The sequence below is a fragment of the Paenibacillus sp. FSL H8-0282 genome (assembly GCF_037963825.1).
GTDB classification, from domain to species: domain Bacteria; phylum Bacillota; class Bacilli; order Paenibacillales; family Paenibacillaceae; genus Paenibacillus_AQ; species Paenibacillus_AQ odorifer.
In genome coordinates this window covers 2,663,546-2,681,889 of sequence record NZ_CP150146.1, presented here as the reverse complement: position 1 = coordinate 2,681,889, position 18,344 = coordinate 2,663,546, and the positions used below count along the sequence as shown (strand labels likewise).

Sequence of the window (18,344 nt, the reverse complement as noted above, 5' to 3'; positions counted from 1 at the left end):
GGATATTTCTACAGTGAGCCCTTTGGAAAGTATACGACGCAACTTTTAGAAACGTTTCAGCGTCAAACCAACTATCTTGGATAAATTTTACTGCCAGATAAAGAAAGGGTTGGTTCATATGCTCTCTTTTCACTCCAAAGCTTGGTTATCCGTCTTAATGCTCTCAACACTTTTACTCCCTGCCACCATGTCAGCAAGCTCTTCATTAACTGTATCGGAGTCCTCTGCGCTCGCCCAAGCTTCCTCTGCTAATACTTCGCAAGTATACTACCAATTTGGCGTTCCTGGTGGAAACATAGGCGGACCTGCGCTGCTCAAAAATGGTGTAATCTACGTAGATGTTCGGGGGATCGCTGGGCAAGCTGGCTTAAAAATGGAATGGGATAAATCCGGCAAACGTGCTCTATTCAAAGGCTGGACTAAAAATTTTGCTGTTCGAATCGGGAGTCAAACAGGCGTGCTTGACGGGAAAGCGGTAGATCTAGGAGGAATACCTTTTAAATCCAAAGAAGATGGGATATATGTGCCGGCCCGTTTTATCGTTAAGGCTTTCGAAGGCAGCCATCTCCGTCTGGACTCCACAACGAACACACTTTTAGCAGATGATCTGAAGACCTACAATGTTTTCACAGAATCCTTTGGAGGGCGTACCTATACGCTGGTCAAAGCTAATGGTGATTTATATGTCTCACAAGGCAAGGATACGGTGATAAAACTCACTTCACTCCAAACAAACTTTGACTGGGCAGGAATGAAGATCGAGAAAACGGCGGGGGGTCTGCTAGTCATTAAGATTATTGATTCCTATGGAGAGCCTCATATTAATACACGCGAAATCACACTCATATTCAAAAATGGTGCATTACTACGCAAGGCCACATTCGCTTACCAGTTCAGAGGAGATGCGGATTTCAAACCTTATGATGGCAACCTCATCTTGCATGATGGTAATACCTTACGTTTCATCCAAGACGGCACAGGCAATGTAATAGATACTCTTGATCTTGTAAAGCTGGGTGGCGAGGAAGATGCTTACTATGTAGAAAGCATTGATAAAGAAATCATACTGCTTCGTGGAAATCAGAATGGATTGCTAACCTTAATCGACCGCCAAACAGGCGAGCGAACCCTTTTGTATAAGGAGCTACTCACAGCAAAGGATCAGGAATATGCGGAAAATAACGATGTTCCTTTTAAAGGAGATACTTTGAAATTCGTAAAACGGAGCGGTGACAAATTGTATTTTATAAATGACTCCCCGCTTACTGGCAAAAAAGAAGTTATCTACTCCATTGAAGCTCATTCCAATAACTCCAAGAATAATACTGATTAGAAAGTACAGCACAAGCATGTGTATAGATTAAAGAACTAATCGAATCCTCCTCAGTGATTATCCCTGAAAATTAACCTTCCTACATATAGGCAAACGCCGTGAACGTTGTAGGCAAAGGACCATAGACTGTTATCAGGATTGAAACATTCGAGGAGGATATCCATGGAATCAAATACAAATTTTCATCAACAGGTCGCTTGGAATTGCATGAATAAATATGTAGGTATAGTAACGACTGATGGTCAATCCTTTGACGGCTTCATCGCTCACGTGGATCAGAACTATATCACCCTAGCGGTTCCCAGCAATGAAATGGTCGATCGTATGAACGGAATGCCTGCCGAGCAGTCGAACTATAGACAATTCGGGTTCCAGCCCGGCTTTTACCCAAGACGCCGCTTCTATCCACGCCGTATCCCTTTTTTCGGAATAAGCAGTCTATTTCTACTCCCGTTTTTTATCTGACTCGGTGCAGGGGGATGAAGGGTCATCCCCTTTCTAGCTATTTAACTACTTAATCGGAGAAAATTAAGATATAATACCACTCTACATCTATATTGATTATAAAAAAGAATTGCCATCCTACTCTATCGTATGGTATTATAAATTTCGTCGCAGGACGGTAGCTCAGCGGGAGAGCACTATCTTGACAGGGTAGGGGTCATGGGTTCGAACCCCATCCGTCCTATACGTGAAAGCCTTGATATTCAAGGCTTTTTTTGTTTTCTATTCACTTATCATTCTATTGAAATCCTTCATGATACGAATTTGATAAGCTTTGCCTATATCTTCTGATCCGTGATGTAATCATATTCGGTTATTATATATCTTTCTTTAATCAAAAATGATTCCATTCGTGGAAGCCTATTTACAATCCTTTCAATTCTCTCACAGTACTCCTTACGTGCTGCTAAACTATCAACATTGTGTATGGCAATATTCGCGGTTTGATCTGAAGTTGTTCCCGTTTCGCTTCTCGGAGTAGTTGACCATGCTGCTGTCGTGGCTGCTTCGCGTTCCTCAAAAGTTAGGAATTTATTCTCTCGATACTTATCAAAAGCCGCTTCAACCGCAGCCTGCGTCCGTTCTCTATCTATCTCTGGCAGGAAGCTTTGTTGCACCTGCTATCACCTCACTGTAAATAATCCCCCGACCGAAGCCGGGGCGTGTACCATCTTAAAACGGCAGATCGTCATCATTTTTCGGGATTACCGGACCATTCTTATCTCCTGAAGCAGCTACCTCCTCCAGAGTGAGTTGGTCCTTGTCTTCCAATTCAATCGTACCGTCTGGATTAACCCTTCCTCATACGTCTTCTCTTGGCTCTTCATGATCCTCTTCTTCGTCATCACCACGGAACTCCTCGATGCTCATTTGAGATTGCTTATTGAAATGTGCTGCTATATGAACTTTCATTTATAATTACTCCTCTCAAATTTGGGTTTTATGAAAAAATAACGTCTGCAGCTAGTGCGATAATTGAAGCAACACATATTGCTGCCATGTGCATGCCACGTTGCTTGTAAAGAATAGATTCTTTGTCAGCTGCTGAAATAAAAGATAGGATAGCGATAAAAGCTAAAATAATCTCAATCCACGTTGACGTCAGTTCCTCCCTAAATCCGTGCTATATTAATTAAGAGGTGAATTTTATGAACGGTAAGAAAGTTATCACTATTCTTTTATCCATCTCTTTACTAGGTGTGATTGCTTACTTCGGAATAGCTTATGGATTACTATGGTATATCTTTAATGGGTAAGAAATGAAGATTATCCATCCCCTTTATAAGTTCAGTACAGCCAAACTATCTCTTATATCCTCCTTGTGGGAGAGAGTCTTTTTTTGAAATTTGTTATACTTAAATAAAAACTTTTAATGAGGTGTTATCTTGCAATATTTTTTTTTAATACCGTTGGTATTTGTTTTGGCAATTCCCTTGGTTTTACTGTTAAAAGGTGATTATGGAACCAAAAACAAGGTTTCAGATAAAACTACTAGCATAGAGAAAAAATTAGACAGAATAATAGAATTACTTGAAAAAGATAAGGATGCATAAGCATTTTTATCTTTTTTCATGTCGCAATATGTATCTACTACGTCATAACCTTTGTGAGAGGAGGGCTATTAACCCTCTCTGTCCATGTATCTTCGTACTGAGAGTATCCCATTTTGAATCTGTTATGAGCCGATTTCAAGCGAGACAAACTGATAAAATAACTCAACTCACTGGGACACTCCCAGCGTATTACGCCTTCTTTGATATCTTGATATACAAAGGTAAGGATACGGAGTTTGTACATCTGGAGTCCCGGACCAAATCTGGCATGCTTCGAAGCCCAGTATTTACAGAGTTTATCGTATAAGCACTAATAGACCCTTCAGGCATAAGCTTGACAGGTTATTTTATGTTTGTTCTGAATCTAAATCGCTACGGGACAAACGTGGCAACTCATATTTTTTAACAACACCTAGCCTCTAAAATTGGTCCCTTTTTTTATTAAAGAATTGGTAAAGGCAGGAGTAGACTCAATTGGTGTACTGGAATCAACTGGTAACTATGCGTATCTCTTAGTAGAGGGGAGCGTTTGCGTGTCCTTGAGCTTGCTGTTAGTTCTGCTGAAGGGATTCCCGTGATGACAAGCATAAGTGCGATTCGAACTTCAGAAGTACTTCGATTAGCGGAAGATGCACAACAAGCTGGGGCAAGTGCAGTACTCTTGGCTCCTATCTCCTTCAGGCGCTAACAGATGAAGAAGTGTTTTTTCTATACGAACAGGTGACAAGTTCACTCTCCATTCCACTTTGTGTTTATGATAATCCCGGCACTTCACATTTCCATTTCAGTGATGAGCTGCACAGCAGAATTGCTGTAGAAAAACTCAGAGCTGTTATTCCACTCCATGTTACGTTTGGAATAAGCGGGAATCCATCCGCATATCCAGGCTTGAGTGCAGGTTGTGACTTATGGTACTAAGTGCTAGGTGGTTTATTTCCGAGGTTATGTCTAGATATCACAAGAATGACTCAAAGTGGCCATTTAGAAGAAGCACAACACCTTTCAACATTACTAAAACCGATCTGGAAGTTATTCAATAGCTACGGTAGCCTTCGAGTGATTTCAGCAGCTGCTGAAATAATCGGCTTAATTAAAAGTCCTAGTCTTCCCTTGCCTTTACAACCATTAAACAAATCCGTTAGGAATCACCTGAATATCATTCTAAAGGAATTAAAGTTTACTGTATAAACTTAATATAATTCATTGGGAAGTATATATGCTGCTCTATAACACTGGTAAGGATCGTTAGTTTTCATCAATATAACAAATACCCCATCAACCTTAAGTGATTGAGGGGGTATTTGTTATAGACATGCTTATGCCAAAATCACGCTTAAAATATTACAACATTGTCAATTGTCAACTATTTTGCGTTCATTAACAATGAAGTGGGTATTTTATGAATATAATCATCTTATGCAAGGGGGCTATAATATGAATCTCACACTGATTTTTCACGCAATTGAAACAGAATTACAACTACAAATACATTTAGTCAGTGGAGAGACATATGTTGGTTTTTGTCAGGAGAGCGACTCTTCAGGTTACTTCACAATAAGAACTAAGAGTGGTTTATTTTCTTTTCCTTCTTGGGCGATCAAACGGATTAAAGAAGTGTGATATCGTAGGTTATTGAATGCATGCTCTAAATTCAAATCACTTCCAAACAAAATGAGATCCAGCAAGTTTAATAGATCCGGTGCATCCCCTCTACAATCCCACCATAATCTATAAGATGACCTATTGGATCTGGTTCCAAACGAAACCAATCCAAGTATGAGTATCCATAGAGTTGCTGGATTCCCCACAATAAAGTATGTCTCTCTGTATTGAAAATCTTTATTGTTCATCAGTACAAAAACTCCTTGTTCTCCGAACTATCTATTTCTTCGCAACCAATCGTTTTTCTGCTTTAAAGTCCATCTTAATAACTTTATTGTTGTTCATGTAATTATCCCACGAATCATACTTCCAATTAGGTGAAAAGTTATGACTAATCACATCGATGTAAATACGACACTAAGTAAACACTTCCCGCTTCTGGCACATCTTTATTGTAAAGACACTTCTTGCATTGTAGCTGTGGCTCTTGAAGAAAAACGTGGACAAAATTGAGATTAACTCCTGACTGTCCTTGGTGAAGGGGAAGTATCCGATCTTTTTACAACTCCATAACAACTATCCTCCTAATTCTATAATAACTTGGTGTTAAGATGTATAAAGATTCATCATCTTAGATCCCAATGGAGGTAATCCGATTGAACAAGAAAAAGCGGTCCGCTACATTAGTTGTTATCCTGTTTTCAGCTGGTGTGCTTGCAGCCAGTGCGCTGCTCGTCCCCAGCCTGATGGATTCCGTAGTTTTCGCCAAGAACAGTTCATCAATTCAGGGCAGTAACCAGCTGGCTTTGAGTGAAAGCACGATACCCGTGCTGAAGGTGGAGGCGCCGGCGCCAGTATCCACCATACAACAAGACCTGTATCAACAGATGACAGCAGCGCAAATCCAGCAAATCTATGACTTTATAGACAAGGCAGAAGATCCCCATACTTCAGGTCGGGAAGAAACCGAATCCGAAATCAACCGCAGACAAGTGTTGGACGATAAGTATGTGTATGACGGCCTCCGCCCCAAGCAGCAGCTGCCGTTAAAGGCTGGACAAGCAGATTTGTATCTAGATTTAGAAACCAATACGTACACCTACCCGGAGAGGAGTATGACTGATGAGGAACTGTTACAGCTGATTGACTGGTACTACCGGCTGAATTACTTCGTGTCCAAACGAAATCCGACTGTACCTCAGCTTCAGCCTCAGAAAATCAGCCAGGTTGAAGCTGAGGCACTGGCCTCTGACAGTGTGCGCAAGCTGTTCGATGCCGACGTGTCCAAGCTAAAAACATCGGGAATGCTGATTGAGCTGGGACTAACCAAACGTCCAACCTGGACAGTTCATTTTGCTCCTTACAAGACGCTTACCCTGCTCGGATCAGGCGAGGTATTCTGGGAATATGATGTGTTGATTAATGCAACAACCGGTGCCGTAGAGGATACGACAGCCATTAATTTGGCACTGAAGAGAACTCCCATCGACGACGACGCAGCCGGCACCATCCAGAAGGATGCCAGTTGGATTCATAAAGCCGTGCAGGTCATCACGGACAAGCAGGGAGAAACAAGAACCATTATCAAAGCTTATCTAACCGATACCGAATTTAACAACAAACGCGGGATGGTGGATGTTAAACTGTTGCTGGAAGATGGAAGTAGCTATACCGCGGAGTTCCGCTATCCCGATCAGACCCTTCGCTGCCTAATCTATGAAGCTTCTGACAAAGCCAATTAAGCGGAAACGTTACAGAAATACAGCAGTCGGGGCACCGCCGCCACACTGACTTTTTCAAGACCAGTTATTAATGTAATTGTGAGTATTACGCGATCACCAGATGGTTCTGATTCAGGTTGATCTGCCTTCTGAGGGGTAGCTGATGCTTTTGTTTGAAACTTAACTTTCCATTATTATTCAATGTAGTAACTACATAAAAATTGGTCTTATCGTTAGAAACAGATATATCTAAAAACCTATCTTATTACCAAGAAGCACAGTAGATGAAATACACAACATTAAAGGTTCTGTCTCTAAGAGCAGTATCTGTCGATATGGTGCAGAGGTTACATTTAAAGATGAGATCGGATATCCATATGAGTATGGTGTCTGTAAAACAACCTTTCTGTGATGCTTTAAAGTAATTAATATTTATAACTGTCAAACCACTTCATGTGTAGGTATGACTATTGTGCTACACTTCATTCGTATGTTCGAAGGTTCCACCATTTGTAAAATCTAGTGGCCCAAGCATTTCCTACTGTGCATCAAATCTCAGTCGAATGAATAGTACTCAGCAGCCTGAATCTTGTAAATATTAACATTTGATTATAAAATCAAACAAAGGCGGTGTTAACAATGAGATTAGTACTGTTCATGTTGGCTGGAGTAGGCGCGATTTTCTATCTCTCATTAGGAATCATCATTGTAAAGGTAATCCTTACAAGAAAATTACCAAATAATAATTACACTCCATTTGACTACATCACGGCCCAATCTCCTGTTGAGTTTCACGATGAGAAAAAAGAGATAGAAGAAAATGCAGACCATGGTGATGATAAGGACAAAAACATCATTTCATTATCAAAACGACGACCTTCTCTTCCCTGATGCGCAATAGGCTGCTACTTCTTCATAGCCTTTGGGAGAGGATTTCTGTAACTTCCTCTATCCCTTAATGTCATGTATCTTCGCACTACGTTTCACTCAATCATTTTTTGTTAAACTAAATTTAGATTTTGGTAATTTGTTTAGAGAGGAATTAATGATTTGAAAATATCTATCCAAACATTCTTAATCACCATGTCTTTGGTATTTGGAATTATCATCGTACAAAAAAGCCTTCAATTAATTTTTTCATCTTCGGTACTTATTAGATCACTAAATGTTGTAATGATTATTATTCTTTCTGGTTGTATTGGCGCTTTTATAAGAACATTACTTCTGCCAAAAGAGAAATAGGCTGCATTACCGCTAGATAGCCTCTATACTTCGCAATATGCGTCTACTTCGTCATGACCTTTGGAGGGACACTCCTACTCCTTGAATGATCTGTATCTTCGTACTGTGACATAAAAAAACTCTTACGTTATAATAGTGTTGAATTAAATATTGAAGGGACTGAACTATGCGCAGATATCGATATCTTAACCCCAAAATAAATAGATAATGGAGGTAATATATTGATTACAGAAATACAAACCGAAAGACTAATATTAAGAAAAATGAAATTATCTGACTCTGCTAGTTTGTTTAACATTTGGTCTGATCCAGAGGTTACAAAGTTTATGAATATCAATAGTTTCACTGAGGAAAGCCAAGCAGTAGAAATGATTAAAATTCTTAATAACCTGTCTTTGGAAAACAAAGCTATTCGTTATTCCGTAATTGAGTTAGAATCAAATCGCATAATTGGTTCCTGCGGTTATAATTCTATAGATTCTTCAAATGCTAAAGCAGAGATTGGATACGATATTAGTAAAGATTATTGGGGTAAGGGATATGCTCCTGAGGCCATTCAATCTCTAATGGATTATGCGTTCAACACTTTAAATTTCAACAGGATAGAAGCAAAAGTCGAACCCGAAAACAATAATTCCATCAGAGTTTTGCAAAAGTTAAACTATACATTCGAAGGAACAATGAGAAAGTGCGAAAAGTCCAAAGGAAAGTTTATTGATTTAAGCATTTTCTCAAAATTAGTAACAGAGTAACTTTTAATGGGTGGGCCTACATTTTTATGGTGTAGGCTTTTTATTTACTTCACGTTGCTCAACTCAACTAAATGAATAGTTTGCGGCTACTTCGTCATAGCCTTTGGGAGAAGAGGGATACTCCTACTCGTCTAATGAACTGTATCTTCGTACTGTGTATTAAGTAGAGCAACTGTTGTCACATCCTCCAAACGATGTACACATTCTTCCAGTTTGTACTCACAAAACATAATACGGTAAATGATTTAATCAATAGCAACCTTTTAGTTTATGTCGTAGCTGCTGCTATTCTTGAGGCATTACATAATCTATATGACTTTTTATGTGGCCATCTAGAGCGGTAATCTACTACTACCAAAGCTTTCCCAGGCACACATCATGGCGCAATAATGGATAGATTTACTCTATTGGTCCCTATTAATCATCTATTTTTTATATGGAGCACTTAATTGACCATCTATTGATTACATTGTATAATACAGGTATATTATGTAAAATAAAGGCAGGTGAGGCCGTTGGATGGAAATATCGATTTAGATTTAGATATAAATCTTCTAGATCTTGATCCAGCCGTAAAAGTTCTTAAAATGATATATTCTTTTGAAAGCTGGCCCAATCTTCTAAAACTAGCAGATACCTTTTTCAACCGAATAACTCAAATTTATAATAATTACACACACAATAATGAACTGGAACTAAAACACCAACGACCTTTAATTTATTATTATGGATACAGCTTGCTTATGTTGGGACTAGCCCACAAAGAAATCGAAAATTATGATAAAGCTCGAACTTACATTAAAGCTTACAGTGATTTGAGTTGGTTCAAGGGATTAGATGCTGAAGGATTAAATGAGGTAGCCTATTATAAGTACATATCAGAGCCAAATCTCTTAGAAGTAGAAGTGCTTTCCGGAAATATTCAATTCATAGATCGTTATGTTTCTTTCCTTTTATCCAACACTAAAGAAGTTCTACCGGGACTGATAACTTTGTTAAAAACAGCTACTAATTTCAATTTAAACATTGAATCTCATTTAGAACTTTTCTCTAATAGTATTTCAAAATTTGAGGATACCGCTGCTGATGAAATTATAATAAATTCCTACCAAGAAACTTTTTTTATTAATATGATCAGATATAAAACAAAAATTCAAGATTATAATACAGCTATCAAATATAGCATGAAATTATTAGATTCTGCAGAGGTCACAAACTCTGATAAAATCTTTAAACAAGCAGTAGTATACTTCGAATCATTACGTTCATGTGCTGATGCTACTCAGATTAAAGATTTTGAAGAGAAAATAATAAATTTCAAAGAAAGGGTTGAGTCTCTGTGAAAAAATTTGCCGTCTCTTTATTGTTGGTCCTCACTATCGTCAGCATTGCGCCAGCACTGCCAAGTACCTCACCAGTGGTCTTATTCCACGGAGCAGAACATTAACATCAGAAGTACAGCGCGGGTTAGGAGATTGCTCCTAACCTGTTTTTTATGAAGTGCATTATGTAGTTATTGCAATAACATCCTCCATCTTGAACCAATCCCACTCCTCCTCCGACCAGCGGAGTTTAATTCCCTGTTGTTTATCCAGCTTCATCACAATACCTCGTTTTAATATATTCTCCATGGGATCAAACAGAGTGAGTGTAATCGGGCTGTGCTCTTCCATCGAACGATATAACAATATTTCAAAGCGCTCTATCTCCTGTAGATCTAGAGTGGGTTTTTCACGACGTTCCTGCTCATTATTGTCATCTATAATCCGGTTTTTATGTTCGGGCAATATCATTCTGCTACACTCCCATACGTTCTCTAATTTTTTCATCATGAAGCTGCCCTCCTAATAATCCGTCCAGTAGTTCGTTTTACTACCATCTATCCCCCATTGGAGTTCTTGTGGCTCTGACTTTCTCTTTTTAAACCTAGGGTCAATCCTTTCCCAGCCTTCAATAATTCGGGCGCTCTCGGGTGGAGTGTGTGGGGTCCATTCTATATATTTTTCGTTAACTAATTCCCTAAGCCCACTAATGATCTTATCTGGTGTCCGTCCACTCTTGATCTCTAACTCCTGTAGAGTTGGCATATGAGCATGATGCACGGCAGAGTGGCGCATGATCATTAGTAGCTTTCGTGCGGTGTCACTAAGCATAGCGCTTTTTTTGCACAGGCTGCCAAGCAAGAATATTAGCCTCCAGAAATACGCGCGGAGCTCCGGTTGATAAGCAAGTTGCGCGAATATATCCCCCACGAATCCCTTTCACATCAATTTTACGTTGAGATATCTTACCTGATTTATCTTGGTACACTATTTCAATGGTTTGACCCATACTTATTTGCATAATTACTCACCTTCCAAGGATAAGAACGTTTGTTTGTATTATAACCAAACGTACGTTCGTTAATCAATGTAAAAATATCCCGCCAGGCATGAATTATTACATACAAAGTCATCGCCCAAGTTTATAATTTGTTCTATAAGCATTTATTGCATTTCCGCAAACAAACTAAGGAGTATGAGTGTTTTTTATATGTTATAGGGGGAAACGAATATTAGGACCGATGACTGAGGTTGAAGCTATGCGTGAATGGTTTACACTCTCCGGTACAGTGAAGGAGATTTATATTATTGAGGTAGATGAGAACGATAAGGTAAGACGCCAGATCGGACCCACAAAGAAGAAAAAGAAATAAGTATAAAGTAGAAAACGTAAAAACACCCCGCCGACCCATTAAGGTTGACGAGGCTGTTTTTAATTTTTAAAAAGGAAACTGAGTAAGCGAGACTATTAACAATACAATCCCAACAATCGAGGATAGCACAGCCATTTTATCTTTCGTTTTCAAATACAATACCGCTCCATTAAATATTAAAGCTCCGCACATCCCCAGCATAGTCCAAGACACTATCACTTGATCCTGGCCGCGGAAAAATGTGATTCCCAGAATGATTGTTGCTGCACTGAATAAAATACCGCACACTCTTAGTACTTTCAGCAAAATGCTCACCTCCGACAAATAAAACACGCTAATCTAATATATTGGTTCCGCCATAAATTATAATTCATAGATTACTATTCCTATATCTGGTAGAATTAATTAGCAATTATTAGCAGATTTAGGGGGATATAAAATTGAACAAAAAAGCTTTTTTATGTATCGTGGCAACTATTGTAATCCTTTCAGGATGTGGCAGCTCCACAACAAATTCAGAGAAAAAGAATACAACGTCTACAGGAATTACACCGTCCGAAGCAACAGCCAGCCCTTCAGAGCCCACTCCTGAGCCAAAAAAGAAACTTACAGCTTCCGAGAAACTGGCTCTCAACTATGTGGAGATTTTCCTCAATGGTTCAGATATCGAAGCGAAAAAGAAATTCGTATCCGAAAATATACTTCCAGATGTACAACCCATTTTCCAAATGGCTGAATCTACTGAGACACCCGAGAATAATAAACTTAAGAATCCTACAGTAATTGAAACAGCTGATTATACGGACAAAGATGGCGGAAAAGATAAACTCGTGCTTATCCAAGGTGAGAAGTCTTCCTCCAATAGCGAACTTATCATTTTTATTAAAAATGACAAAGTTGGTTGGGGGTATTCGTCTAATGACAAAGATAAGGATGCATTTAACGAAGTGAGGAAACTCTTCAAGGAACCTGTAATTAATACTTCAGATTCAGGTAATGCAGGTACAACTGAACAGTCTCCTGAAGCGATGCTTAAAGAAATCAGTAATTTTGTCGTTTCAGATATTTGGAATGATGGATTTGTTGATATCAGCTGGTATGCAGGTTCTGGAACTGGCTCTACGGGTCAAACAATAGATATAGATTTTACAATCGAGCAATTAGGAAAAGCGATGAACCAAAAAATGGAGTACGATAATTATATCAACAACCTTGATGCAAAATATGATTCAATTAAAAGCATCTGGGCTAAGCTCTCAAGTGAGATGGATCGTATGTACAAACAAATCCAAGATACGCCTCCTATTGCAAATGATGCAACCACCAAAATAGATACAGGAATATTCACCCAGTACTTGGAAGCCTTTACTGATGAGGTTAACAAATTACCTAATACTTAGATTAAAAAATAACGTCCCTGCCGGCCGCCACGGTTAGCAGGGATTTTGTTCGGCTTTAATGGCTTGCGACTCAAAATAGTAATCCACCAGCGCATAGATGAAACCAGCAATACCGAAAAAAATAATAGCTGTACTACTATTCAAATGGTATTCCCGTATAAAGCGTTCATCGTACACCTCGTAAAAGAAACCATATCCCGCAATACCACTCAATAAGAATATCATTATGCGGTTTACTAAAGGATTAACTATCTTTCGAATAACCCATGATAAAGGAAGCAGTATAACCGGGTAAAGAAGAACTGAAAAGAGGAACACCAGAAAAATAAAAGCAAACCCAATGTTTTGAAAACCGTAATATTCTGTTGTACTTATTTTAGTTCCTTCCCAAAGCTCCAATCCAAAGGCTGCCAGGGTGAATAAAATCGTCGAAATAAACCATAACATTATAGGCTTAACTGCACGCAAAACAATCCCACCATCTTTATGCTTTTTATACTTACAGCCGATTTTTCAAATCATCATTTCGCACTTGGTTTAAATGGATTACCTTTTTACCTTGCTGAATAATTCTTGCATGTAATCTTCCGTCATGTATTCTCTAAACTCTTTATCTAATAAGTATATTTCATCTTGATTTATCCATTGGTAGTTAAAAATAGTCCCACAGTCTTCACCTTCTCCTTCTCCAGTGAAGCTCCACTTTTCAGGTAATCTCGTTTCTGGAATTAGAAGGTAGTCATGTCTTTCGACATTCGCATCTATAAAATCCTTATAATAATATTGTGTGCCTATTTTCTTTACTAATTTAAATTGTTTAAGTCCACTTTCTTCTTGAATTTCCCTGAATAACGCTTCTTCTTCTGTTTCCCCGGCATCGACATTTCCACCTACTAATCTAAAGGGTACTTCTGGTTCATTAAGATAGACTAATAAAGTCTTTTCTCCAACTTCATTGTCTTGCAAAATAAATCCGTATACCTTCTTTCTAATCGGTTTTCCTATCTTCATCGTGACACCTCATATCTTCAACATCTCTTCTGGGACTAAGTGGCTCTTCTAATATTGTTTTTCGATCTCCACACTATTTTTTTGTGCCCATTTATTTAATAGTGTAAAAATATCTTTTGCTTCATCCTTATTTACCTGTATCGTAATTATTTTTTTCTTTTTTCGAGCCGGAATTATATGAAAAAATATTGAAATAGGATTATGAATCACAATTTTTTTCAAGGAACCACACGTAATATTTGTTTCACCAATTACTACATTATCATCTAGTACTTCAAGTTTATGCTTTTCCTTTTGACTTTTTAACGAAATAAATAGAAAAGGAAAAACTGGCAGGACAAAAAATAAATAATAATAAACACTAAGATCAAAAAACACATTCAAACCTACGTATAAAGCATTGGCTAATAAACAATATGAAGTTAAATAAGGATATTTTTTACTATGAGGAAAAGTTACCAGCATTCTATTGCTATTGTTTGTGTCCAACATACTTACACCTCTATTCATCACCTTAATTATTTCACTTTGGATATTATATCATTAATTCCCATATATTATAGTTATGATTTCCCTTTGGAAGGGTTAATTGTCTTTGTAATATGGGTAATCCATCTTCACTTAGTCTGAATCTATGTTATAAAATCAGTATCGAATCTAAGTTTTCGAGTGGATAACCCTCCAGGGATAAATATCAAATCATAGGCTGACAGATCAGGGGAAACCTGGTTTATTTTCAACGTCAATCCTCGATCATCCGTGACTTCTTCCTTGTTGGAACAAAAATCCCACGATACATTTTCTATCGCCTTTAGAACTCCCATCCGGGTAACCGCATCGTAAAAACCAACAAAATCTAACGTGGTCATCCCATCAAATAGAATATAAGCCATCCTCATCATTTTCATTCTACACACTCCTTCGATACTTTTCGGCGAAATTCATTGGGGGTGATCCCGTATTCATTTTTAAAAACACGATAGAAAGAACGCAAACTGTTGAATCCGGAATCAAACGCGATATCCGTGACCGGATGGGTAGTGGATAACAGCAGCATATGAGCAAAGGCTACCCGTTGGCCATTGATGTAATCACGAAATGAAATGTGAAACTGCTCAGAAAAGATTCGGGAAATGATAAATTTACTAATGCCAAGCTCTCTTGAAAGCGTATTCAGATTTATGTGATCTAAAAAATGCATGTCGATGTAAGCTAGGATTTTGGGGACGAGATCCATTTCTTTTTTGTAGTCTACTTTTTTCATTAGCAGTAACGGCAGCGCGTGCCCTAATACTACAGAGGTATAAGCCTTGAGCAGACGAACATCACATTGTTCTTTATATAGTTTATACAAGGTTTCCAGCAGATCTTGAAGCACCTTTTGTTTCGAAACTATAGGGTTATCCGGAACATGATTAAGCAAATCCCCCGCAAAATCCCCCGGAAAAGTGGCGTCAAAAAAGAACAGCAGGATCTGGCTTTTCTCTAGGGTTTTGTAGCTGTGAGGTTGATTGGAGAAAATAATCGCTATGTCTCCTTCAGACAAATCATACTCTTTTCCATTGATGTTGATATTGATTTTGCCGGACAAAACCATTGTTATCTCTACATTTTTGTGTAGATGAAGAGGATAAGTGTTATTGGTAGAAATAAAGGAGTGAAACGCCTGGTCACGATGCTGATATTTAATATTCATGTTTTTCTCCCTATCGTCATGGAATGCCAAGCACTATAGCTGCTGTAATACTAAGAACATAATATGAATTTGTTCGTTTACGCAAGAACCAAAGAGCAATAGTTGGCACAAAAAAAGATTTTTTTGGCAGGTAAATACGCCCTAAAAGTTTTAAAGTATTACCAGTAAGCTGCTTGTCGCAGACCAGTAACATTTCACTGAGAGGAGGAAGTATAACAGGAACAGCATTCAGCGATAAGACTGTATCCATGTTATACGTCAAAAAGATGAAACGGAAGAGTAAAAAATCAGGTAAGGTTATAGGTGTCTTATTGAGTTTTTCGGTAGCGTTTTCATTTTTAGGAGGTCACACACTTGCAGCTTCAGGGCAGGCAGACGGAGACAAAAGTTTTGCGGGTGCCTCTATTCTTGCTTTTCCTGGCGCGGAAGGTGGCGGCGCCTATACAAGCGGTGGTCGAGGGGGCGATGTATACATCGTAACTACCCTTGAAGATTACGCTGTAAAAGACAAACCGATTGCAGGGTCCCTTCGCTATGGAATTTTATCTACGCCTAAAGAGGGTCGTACCATTGTTTTTCATGTTTCCGGAACGATTGAACTGAAGAGCACGTTAAGTCTCAATAATATTAAAAACCTGACCATCGCTGGGCAAACCGCTCCAGGCAACGGAATTACCATTGCAGGTTGGGATACCAATATCAGCAATTCAGAGAATATCATTATTCGGTACACCGCTTTCCGTCCGGGTGCCACTAATGTGTATAATGGCAGTGATTCAATGGATGCGCTTTGGGGGAGAGACAACAACTACTTCCTCATTGACCATTGTTCCTTCAGTTGGAACACAGATGAAACTCTATCTTTATATAGAGGCGAAAATGGCACGATCCAGTGGTCCATTATTTCCGAAAGTCTGACTCTATCCGGGCATTCCAAAGGAAGACATGGCTACGGCGGTATTTCAGGCGGAGACAAAACAACATTCCATCACAATCTGTATGCGAACCATACCTCGCGAAATCCAAGACTAGGCGGCGGTTACGCAGGTGCTGCAGATGCTGATCATGTGGCGGTTGTTCAGTTCTCGAACAATGTAATTTACAATTGGGGCTTTAACGGCACTTATGGCGGAGGGTTTACTTTTACTAACTTTATGAACAATATCGAAATTGCCGGCCCAGGTACAAGAGATAATGTAACTAACCGAGTGATTGATGCCGGTGAAGCTACCAAGCTGGGCGGTTTCTATATTACTGGAAACAGAATTAACGGTAAGCTCACAGGCTTACTGAATGATTCTTCAGATTATGTGAAATTTTCTGGCGTACAGAGTGGTGAACAAAAGACGACCCTTGCAGCCACACCATATCTTTCCGCGGACAGTACTGGAGTTAACCATGGTATTACCAATAAAGCATTTGATAATTATGTTAAGTCCGGCGTAAAGCTAGCGAATGAATCACTATTAAAAAGCATTCTGCAACAAGCGGGAGCTACCTATCCACGTCGCGATGCTATCGATGCAAGAATTGTGGCAGAAGTCGAGCAGAACTCGGGAAGATATATCAACACTGAACATGAAGTCGGGGGTTACATTTCAGACTTTGGCGTCATTGAGGCACAATATGATAAGCAATTTGACACTAATAAAAACGGAATAGACGACAAGTGGGAAAAGAAAAATAAAATCTGGGGCAGCAAGGATGCATACAAAACGGTTACTAAAAATGGTTACACCTGGATTGAGCTTTATATTAACGGCCTAGTTGATATGAAACACGTCGCCGAAAACCCTGATGCTAAGCTTTTAGCGCCAGAAAACAATGCACAATTTGTTACCGGGAAAGAGGTCGAAGTTAAAATTAATGCTTCCCCTAAATCCGGAAACAAAATAAAAAAAGTTGCTGTATATAATGGTTCTAAATATCTTGGGGAAGCAGTCAAAAAAGGCAACACATACACATATACCCTCAAGAATTTAACGGATGCTTCCTACTATATTTCTGCAAGAGTGACCGATACCCAAGGAAATGAGACGCAGACCACAGCCACTAACATCCATATCAATGCTGCTACCTCTTCCCTGGCTGGAAAGGGTTGGACTACAGCAGATATCGGTGATCCGAACATTAAGGGTTCCGGAAGTATGACAAATGATGTGCTTACCGTTAAAGGCAACGGAAAGCTTGGAAAAAGTGAAGGTGGCACAGAACGATCCGAAGCAAACAATGCAACCAAAGATGACTTCCACTTCGTGTATAAAGAAATGAACGGAGATATGGAATTTACCGCGAAGCTCGAAGATATCGGGGCCGTTGACAACCATGCCTTCACCGGGCTAATGATCCGCGATGACTTGAATAAAGACAGTGCCGCGGCGGCCCTTGGTATCTCCTATGTGAAGTTGTCCAAAGAAACCAGCTGGTCATCTTATCTGACGGGCAGAAATATTAAGGGCGGAGGATTTGATGAATTAACTGAAACTTTAGACAGCGTATCTGCTGCTGAAAAAGCTAGCATTCAACTTGTTTCAGATATTCCATTTAAAATTAATGGTGTGGAGCAAGGGTATTGGCTCAAGCTTGGCCGTAAGGGAGATGTTTTCTATGCTTACGGATCAACGGACGGAAAAGACTGGAAGCTAATTGGCGAGCGAACTATTGTTATGGAGGGTTCGGTATATGTCGGATTCGCCGTTGACAGCAATGATGTCGCCAATAAGATTGAGCAACTGAACTATGCTAAGTTCTCTAACCTTACTGTGGAGAATACATTCACTCCAATAGGTGACTCAGCGATAAATAAATAGCGTCTGTTCATCTCCACAGTTCCAA

General features: G+C 39.1%; 20 protein-coding genes, 1 tRNA gene and 1 pseudogene. 13 read left to right on the top strand and 9 right to left on the bottom strand.

The features are described from left to right. Nucleotides 1-76 precede the first annotated feature (76 nt). From NST94_RS11595 to NST94_RS11585, 3 genes are all read left to right on the top strand, one after another. Nucleotides 77-1,333: a copper amine oxidase N-terminal domain-containing protein gene (locus NST94_RS11595; protein ID WP_339281994.1), complete on the top strand. Its 1,257-nt coding sequence runs from the start codon at nt 77-79 to the stop codon at nt 1,331-1,333. Nucleotides 1,334-1,495: 162 nt separating this feature from the next. Further along, a complete protein-coding gene (locus tag NST94_RS11590) occupies nt 1,496-1,798 on the top strand; it encodes a hypothetical protein (protein WP_036686108.1) in 303 nt (100 codons plus the stop codon). Nucleotides 1,799-1,949: 151 nt separating this feature from the next. Then, nucleotides 1,950-2,021, top strand: a tRNA-Val gene (locus tag NST94_RS11585). Between the two features lie 94 nt (nt 2,022-2,115). On the opposite strand, the gene NST94_RS11580 is transcribed toward NST94_RS11585, so the two are convergent. After that, the gene (locus tag NST94_RS11580) at nt 2,116-2,454 is read right to left on the bottom strand and encodes an ArpU family phage packaging/lysis transcriptional regulator (protein ID WP_339173504.1); all 339 of its coding nucleotides are present in this window, start codon (nt 2,452-2,454) and stop codon (nt 2,116-2,118) included. Nucleotides 2,455-3,222: 768 nt separating this feature from the next. On the opposite strand from NST94_RS11580, the gene NST94_RS11575 reads away from it, so the two are divergent. The 7 genes and pseudogenes from NST94_RS11575 to NST94_RS11545 all read left to right on the top strand — a co-directional run bounded on the left by NST94_RS11575 (nt 3,223) and on the right by NST94_RS11545 (nt 10,050). Further along, complete coding sequence (locus tag NST94_RS11575) at nt 3,223-3,390, top strand: hypothetical protein (RefSeq protein WP_248548063.1); 168 nt, start codon at nt 3,223-3,225, stop codon at nt 3,388-3,390. A gap of 440 nt (nt 3,391-3,830) precedes the next feature. Then, nucleotides 3,831-4,578 (top strand): annotated as a pseudogene (locus NST94_RS11570) (dihydrodipicolinate synthase family protein); the annotation flags it as partial. A 246-nt stretch (nt 4,579-4,824) separates the two neighbouring features. Next, nucleotides 4,825-5,010, top strand: a complete 186-nt coding sequence (locus NST94_RS11565) for a hypothetical protein (RefSeq protein ID WP_038570197.1) — start codon at nt 4,825-4,827, stop codon at nt 5,008-5,010. A 638-nt stretch (nt 5,011-5,648) separates the two neighbouring features. After that, complete coding sequence (locus NST94_RS11560; protein WP_081383511.1) at nt 5,649-6,734, top strand: hypothetical protein; 1,086 nt, start codon at nt 5,649-5,651, stop codon at nt 6,732-6,734. 618 nt (nt 6,735-7,352) lie between these two features. Continuing rightward, nucleotides 7,353-7,604, top strand: a complete 252-nt coding sequence (locus NST94_RS11555) for a DUF3951 domain-containing protein (RefSeq protein WP_036686019.1) — start codon at nt 7,353-7,355, stop codon at nt 7,602-7,604. A 572-nt stretch (nt 7,605-8,176) separates the two neighbouring features. Continuing rightward, nucleotides 8,177-8,707 carry a GNAT family protein gene (locus tag NST94_RS11550; protein WP_339173500.1) on the top strand — a complete coding sequence of 177 codons (531 nt, stop codon included), beginning with the start codon at nt 8,177-8,179 and terminating at the stop codon, nt 8,705-8,707. A gap of 515 nt (nt 8,708-9,222) precedes the next feature. Beyond that, the gene (locus NST94_RS11545; RefSeq protein ID WP_076189826.1) at nt 9,223-10,050 is read left to right on the top strand and encodes a hypothetical protein; all 828 of its coding nucleotides are present in this window, start codon (nt 9,223-9,225) and stop codon (nt 10,048-10,050) included. A gap of 162 nt (nt 10,051-10,212) precedes the next feature. Here the strand turns inward: NST94_RS11545 and NST94_RS11540 are convergent, their stop codons facing one another. After that, nucleotides 10,213-10,539: a YolD-like family protein gene (locus tag NST94_RS11540; protein WP_076279830.1), complete on the bottom strand. Its 327-nt coding sequence runs from the start codon at nt 10,537-10,539 to the stop codon at nt 10,213-10,215. A 313-nt stretch (nt 10,540-10,852) separates the two neighbouring features. Next, nucleotides 10,853-11,050 (bottom strand): hypothetical protein, encoded by a 198-nt coding sequence (locus NST94_RS11535; protein ID WP_305953709.1) that lies wholly within the window; start codon nt 11,048-11,050, stop codon nt 10,853-10,855. A gap of 220 nt (nt 11,051-11,270) precedes the next feature. On the opposite strand from NST94_RS11535, the gene NST94_RS11530 reads away from it, so the two are divergent. Next, the gene (locus NST94_RS11530; protein WP_256717407.1) at nt 11,271-11,402 is read left to right on the top strand and encodes a hypothetical protein; all 132 of its coding nucleotides are present in this window, start codon (nt 11,271-11,273) and stop codon (nt 11,400-11,402) included. A gap of 66 nt (nt 11,403-11,468) precedes the next feature. Here the strand turns inward: NST94_RS11530 and NST94_RS11525 are convergent, their stop codons facing one another. Next, on the bottom strand, nt 11,469-11,708 hold the full coding sequence (locus tag NST94_RS11525) for a hypothetical protein (protein WP_339281993.1): 240 nt from the start codon (nt 11,706-11,708) through the stop codon (nt 11,469-11,471). Nucleotides 11,709-11,842: 134 nt separating this feature from the next. On the opposite strand from NST94_RS11525, the gene NST94_RS11520 reads away from it, so the two are divergent. Next, entirely contained in the window at nt 11,843-12,802 is a 960-nt protein-coding gene (locus NST94_RS11520) for a hypothetical protein (RefSeq protein ID WP_339281992.1), read from the top strand. A 33-nt stretch (nt 12,803-12,835) separates the two neighbouring features. Here the strand turns inward: NST94_RS11520 and NST94_RS11515 are convergent, their stop codons facing one another. The 5 genes from NST94_RS11515 to NST94_RS11495 form a co-directional block, all read right to left on the bottom strand. Continuing rightward, on the bottom strand, nt 12,836-13,270 hold the full coding sequence (locus NST94_RS11515; protein WP_081386269.1) for a hypothetical protein: 435 nt from the start codon (nt 13,268-13,270) through the stop codon (nt 12,836-12,838). A 78-nt stretch (nt 13,271-13,348) separates the two neighbouring features. Then, nucleotides 13,349-13,813, bottom strand: a complete 465-nt coding sequence (locus NST94_RS11510; protein WP_076280848.1) for an NUDIX domain-containing protein — start codon at nt 13,811-13,813, stop codon at nt 13,349-13,351. A 48-nt stretch (nt 13,814-13,861) separates the two neighbouring features. Continuing rightward, nucleotides 13,862-14,305: a hypothetical protein gene (locus tag NST94_RS11505; RefSeq protein ID WP_076189821.1), complete on the bottom strand. Its 444-nt coding sequence runs from the start codon at nt 14,303-14,305 to the stop codon at nt 13,862-13,864. A 140-nt stretch (nt 14,306-14,445) separates the two neighbouring features. After that, nucleotides 14,446-14,721 (bottom strand): hypothetical protein, encoded by a 276-nt coding sequence (locus tag NST94_RS11500; protein WP_254857017.1) that lies wholly within the window; start codon nt 14,719-14,721, stop codon nt 14,446-14,448. Further along, complete coding sequence (locus tag NST94_RS11495) at nt 14,718-15,509, bottom strand: AraC family transcriptional regulator (protein ID WP_076280849.1); 792 nt, start codon at nt 15,507-15,509, stop codon at nt 14,718-14,720. Before NST94_RS11495 ends, NST94_RS11500 begins: the two co-directional genes overlap by 4 nt. Before the next feature lie 266 nt (nt 15,510-15,775). Here NST94_RS11495 and NST94_RS11490 point away from each other — a divergent pair, with 266 nt between their 5' ends. Continuing rightward, complete coding sequence (locus tag NST94_RS11490) at nt 15,776-18,319, top strand: Ig-like domain-containing protein (protein WP_339281991.1); 2,544 nt, start codon at nt 15,776-15,778, stop codon at nt 18,317-18,319. Nucleotides 18,320-18,344 lie beyond the last annotated feature (25 nt).

Bases quoted from the DNA above. Each gene is read 5' to 3' on its own strand.
- NST94_RS11590 (WP_036686108.1), top strand. From the start codon at position 1,496: ATGGAATCAAATACAAATTTTCATCAACAGGTCGCTTGGAATTGCATG.
- NST94_RS11565 (WP_038570197.1), top strand. From the start codon at position 4,825: ATGAATCTCACACTGATTTTTCACGCAATTGAAACAGAATTACAACTA.
- NST94_RS11555 (WP_036686019.1), top strand. From the start codon at position 7,353: ATGAGATTAGTACTGTTCATGTTGGCTGGAGTAGGCGCGATTTTCTAT.
- NST94_RS11540 (WP_076279830.1), bottom strand. From the start codon at position 10,539: ATGATGAAAAAATTAGAGAACGTATGGGAGTGTAGCAGAATGATATTG.
- NST94_RS11535 (WP_305953709.1), bottom strand. From the start codon at position 11,050: ATGCAAATAAGTATGGGTCAAACCATTGAAATAGTGTACCAAGATAAA.
- NST94_RS11530 (WP_256717407.1), top strand. From the start codon at position 11,271: ATGACTGAGGTTGAAGCTATGCGTGAATGGTTTACACTCTCCGGTACA.
- NST94_RS11510 (WP_076280848.1), bottom strand. From the start codon at position 13,813: ATGAAGATAGGAAAACCGATTAGAAAGAAGGTATACGGATTTATTTTG.
- NST94_RS11505 (WP_076189821.1), bottom strand. From the start codon at position 14,305: ATGTTGGACACAAACAATAGCAATAGAATGCTGGTAACTTTTCCTCAT.
- NST94_RS11500 (WP_254857017.1), bottom strand. From the start codon at position 14,721: ATGAAAATGATGAGGATGGCTTATATTCTATTTGATGGGATGACCACG.
- NST94_RS11495 (WP_076280849.1), bottom strand. From the start codon at position 15,509: ATGAATATTAAATATCAGCATCGTGACCAGGCGTTTCACTCCTTTATT.
- NST94_RS11490 (WP_339281991.1), top strand. From the start codon at position 15,776: ATGAAACGGAAGAGTAAAAAATCAGGTAAGGTTATAGGTGTCTTATTG.